The organism is Chitinophaga sp. (assembly GCF_035564935.1).
Classification (GTDB): domain Bacteria; phylum Bacteroidota; class Bacteroidia; order Chitinophagales; family Chitinophagaceae; genus Chitinophaga.
Window position 1 is genome coordinate 1 of record NZ_DATMTE010000699.1, and the last position, 4310, is coordinate 4310.

The following is a 4310-nucleotide window of genomic DNA, read 5'->3' on the forward strand; positions in this document are numbered from 1 at the left end:
TCCCCAAATCTTTTAATCAATAAAATCCCAAAAATCAAATCAAGGTAATCAGTTTAATCAGTTTAATCCTGAGTCAGACAAAATCCGTGTATCGCCGAAGGCGATCCCTGCAGCTATTTATTGCGCGAGGCGTTTGAAGAACCAGATATCCCTTAAGCTGAAGTTAAATACGGCATTCACATAAGTTTCCTTCACCAGTGCGGTTCCTTCCTTGCCGCGTTGCCCGGCTTCGAGGCCCACATAATACCTGAGCTGCCCGTTTTTATTGGGAAGCGATACGCCCAGTGTGCCGGAAATATCTGTGATTTGTGTGCTGCCTACTACAAGCGGGGTTTTGTTGTAAGAGAAACCTGCCTGCAAAACCGCCCCTTCAAAGCTTTGGTTATAGTATTGCCGCTTTATCGTGTATTCCACACCGGTAGAATATCTTTCACCATCCTGGTAACGGTACGTGGGGCCTTTTTGATTCAGTGAGTTCCACAGGGAGTGCCGGTAATCGGCCACCCAGGTAATGGTACCGTTGGTAAGACTCAGCCCGGCGCCATATTCAGCCGGCAGGGTAAAGAAGGAGGGATCCTGGTCTTTCTGGTATAACGAGGTGCCATCCTGGTTCACGATATTCAGTTTTTCCTGGAGCTTCATGGTTGTTTCGAAGCGGTAGGTGGCGCCCAGTCCAAGTTGCCAGTCCTTGCTCACTTTGCCGGTGTATTGCGCACCTGCGGTAAAGTTAGGTTTGAACCCGTATTGGTTATGTTGTGTTTGTAAGGAATCCGAACCAACATATTGCGTGGTGTTCAGCGGGCCGAATAAAAAAGCGGTAGACACGCCCACGGAGAAGTTCTTACTGAGCTGGAAACCGTTGGAGATGTAAGCCCTGTTAAAACCGCCGGTGCCGGTGGTGGTGGCGGTTACCGGTGTACCGGTACCGGTTACGAACTGCTGGTTTTCCAGTTTGTAATCGATAGTGCTGAAGGGGGTAATGCCTGCACCTATGCCCCACCATTTGGCGGCTTTAAAGCCGAGTGCCAGCCGCTTGAAGTTGATGTCGCCGGCGTTTTGTGAAATATTATTGCCGCTGTAATTGATCTGTTGTGCTTTCAATGACACATCAAACATAAAATTCTGCGGAGGAAGTGCGCTGTAGGAGGCAGGATTAAGTTCGTTGAGATAGCCGGAATGCCTGCGGCCGATGCCGGTGCTTCCCAACCCGAAATTGCGGCTGTAATCCCTCGATTCCAGGTCGCCTATGCCATAGGCGGAGTAAATGGAATTGAGGCCGTGTTGCGCTTTTACAGAGGCCGTGCACAACAGGAGTATGATTAATCCGCTATATATTTTTATTCGCATGAGTATCCTTTATTTATACAACAGGTAGTATAACTGTATTGTAAGTTTATTGTCGGTGTTTTGCTGATCGCCGGTTACCAGCCTGTCCAGCGTAGTTCTGCTGTCTGTGGCGCTTGGTGTAAGCAGCAGTCCGCGCGAGTCTGTGCTGCTGGCAGTTTGTTCTTTGATTACATAGTTGGTAAGATCAAAGGTGTAGTTGGTGTTTTTATCATACAGTTTGTCTATCGTCAGTTGCCCGTAAGTGAGGGTGTCCGTTACTTCATTGAGCTTATTTACTTCGCACAATGCCATTCTTGGCGGCAGGCGGTTATCTGTATAAGTGCCCAGTACAGGTTTGAGCGTCATGTATACCTTCATTATTTTAAAGAACTGGCCCATGTACACGAGGTTTTTGATGTAAGGGATATCTATTCGTGTAGCCGACCCGGTTACAGGCTGAGTGAAAACCCGGTTACCGGTGCTGGCGGAAGGAAGTTCTTTAACGCTCCCTGTAAGCGGCGCCAGTGGCGTGCCGGTATGATCGGCCACTACCTGGTTGAATTGCAGGTTAGACGCCTGCATTTTGAAATCCACATATTTTACCGTGGTAATAATTTCGTTGATGTGATAGTATAGCCGCATCACGAGGGTGCTGTCGGTAGCGGAAAACCCGGTAACAGCCTTACTGTTGGCGCTGCCCCTTACATTCAGCCCTTTAAAAAATTCCAGGAAAGTATTATTGGCAGTGATGTCCGGGCTTTTGTCGCGCAGCATGTTAAATAACTGGCTGCCCAGCTGATCGGACATATGTACGGTAACGGTTTTATCGGTAAGCGGGCGGATAACGCCGCTGAAGCTGCCTATCGGCGTACTTTCTGTAGAGAAGCTGCTGTTGTTATACAGGTAGTAAAAGTTTTTGGCAGTTTGTATGGTAGAGGTAACACGGTATACCTGAAATTCCTGCGGAATAGTGGAGTCGCCGGCCATATACCCGTTAGGACGCATGATCAATACCATGGAATCATATGCGGAGCCATTCACCGGGATATCTACTGCGGCGGGCTGCGCTATCTGGAAATAAGATTGAATGGCAGCAGTGCCAAACAGCGGGTCGGTTCTTTTACCGGCCAGCAGCACCTCGGTTCCGGAAGTAGGCACGGAGTCCTGCTGCACCGTTTTTATATTTACGGTGAGCGTATCAGACAGGATATAATCTGTATTCTGATTATTATCTACAATATTATTATAGGTAAACCCGGTTTTTTGGCAGGAAGAAACCGCCATCGCCAGTAAAAGTGCGGGAAGGTACCGGTACAGGCCCCGGGCTGCGCGCCTGAAAAATAAGTGATACATGGTATTGTTCATGGTGCGCAATTTTAGACAGGATCGATACTTTCAGTTCCTTTAATATGCCAATGGCCAAAATTCATCGATGAATAACGAAATATATCCTTTATGCCGCCGATAGCGCAGGAACAAGCATTTGAGGCGAAAGAAACCAACTGGTAGATGAAATAACGGTATCCGTCCGCTAAAAACAGGGGAACAGCTATTTCCTGTTTGCCGGAATGCTCCTGCGGATAATTTTGGCGCTAGTAAAAAGAACATGCTAATGCGATATTTAAAAGGTTTTAGTTTATTATTGATGGCTTCCCTGGCGGCCTGTTCGAAAAGTTCAGATACTACTACGCTGGTGGGGAACTGGATGAAGCGTTCACAATACGAAGGCGTGGCCAGGAGTTCGGCGGCTTCCTTTGTAATTGATAATAAAGCCTACGTAGGCACCGGCTATGACGGCACTGAAAGATTACAGGACTTCTGGGTATACGATGTGGATCAGAACCAGTGGACACAGGTAGCCTCCTTCCCTGGTGTAGCCAGGAATGGCGCCGTTGGCATGGCCATGGCCGGTAAAGGTTATGTGGGTACCGGCTATGACGGATTAAATAAACTGAATGACTTTTACGAATATGACCCGGTGGCCAAAACCTGGACGAAGAAAGCAAACTTTAAAGGTACCGCCCGTTACGGCGCTGTGGCTTTTGCGCTGAACGATAAAGGTTTTATCACCACAGGATATGATGGTAATTGGTTAAAAGATAACTGGAAATTTGATCCCACTGCTCCGGATGCCGACGCATGGACCCAGGTAGAAAGCATGAACAGCGGGAAAAGAACGGATGCTTCTGTTTTTGTGATCGCCAACAAAGCCTACGTTTGTATGGGTACTGCCAACGCTGCTAATGTAACGGACTTCTACGCATTTGACGGTACCACCTGGACCACCCTCAACCCGATTGCCAATGTAAACGACGACAGCTTCGACGATGACTACAACTTCGCAGGCAGCTCGGCTGCAGCTTTCTCCATGCAGGGCAAGGGATATATCGTTTCGGGTATCAAAGGCAGTTACTCTGCCGCCGTATGGGAATATACACCGGGCACCGACCGCTGGGTGCAGAAAACCGACTTTGAAGGCGCTGCCCGCTCAGGCGCGGTTGGCTTTAGCCTGAAAGACCGAGGCTTCGTTGGATTGGGCGCCAGCTCCAGCCTGTCGCTCGACGACCTTTGGGAATTTAATCCTACTGCAGAATACAATAAAAATGACTAAGCGTAATATCATTATCGTAGCCGGTATAGCCGTAATTGTGCTGGCTTTTGTAATAAGAAAATCATACCGGCAAACAACACCGCGCCCCGGTGCGGATATGGTGCCGGTAGTGGTGGTACCCTTCCAAATAAATAATGGATGGGGATATAGGGTAAATGTAGACGGTCATACCTACATCTACCAGGATGCAATTCCCAGTATCCCCGGCAATCATGTGTTCAGTTCAAAGGAGCATGCTATGCGTGTAGGGCAGTTTGTGGCAGCGAAACTAACACAGAACAAAATACCATCCGTATCTCCGCAGGAGCTAAGGGATATGCAGATAACAGAAGCGCAGTAACGCGGATTTTGTCTGACTCAGGATTAAACTGAT

Annotated in this window: 4 protein-coding genes; 2 read left to right on the plus strand and 2 right to left on the minus strand. The window is 48.3% G+C overall.

The window, feature by feature from the left end:
- Positions 1 to 117: 117 nt before the first annotated feature.
- Positions 118 to 1347: a hypothetical protein gene (locus tag VN105_RS18020; RefSeq protein ID WP_325642920.1), complete on the minus strand. Its 1230-nt coding sequence runs from the start codon at positions 1345 to 1347 to the stop codon at positions 118 to 120.
- Positions 1348 to 1356: 9 nt separating this feature from the next.
- Complete coding sequence (locus VN105_RS18025; RefSeq protein WP_325642921.1) at positions 1357 to 2691, minus strand: DUF4270 family protein; 1335 nt, start codon at positions 2689 to 2691, stop codon at positions 1357 to 1359.
- A gap of 247 nt (positions 2692 to 2938) precedes the next feature.
- On the opposite strand from VN105_RS18025, the gene VN105_RS18030 reads away from it, so the two are divergent.
- Together VN105_RS18030 and VN105_RS18035 are read left to right on the plus strand one after the other, a co-directional pair.
- A complete protein-coding gene (locus tag VN105_RS18030; RefSeq protein WP_325642922.1) occupies positions 2939 to 3937 on the plus strand; it encodes a Kelch repeat-containing protein in 999 nt (332 codons plus the stop codon).
- Positions 3930 to 4277, plus strand: coding sequence for a DUF4907 domain-containing protein (locus VN105_RS18035; RefSeq protein WP_325642923.1), 348 nt, complete (start codon positions 3930 to 3932; stop codon positions 4275 to 4277). Before VN105_RS18030 ends, VN105_RS18035 begins: the two co-directional genes overlap by 8 nt.
- The last annotated feature ends 33 nt before the right edge of the window (positions 4278 to 4310 follow it).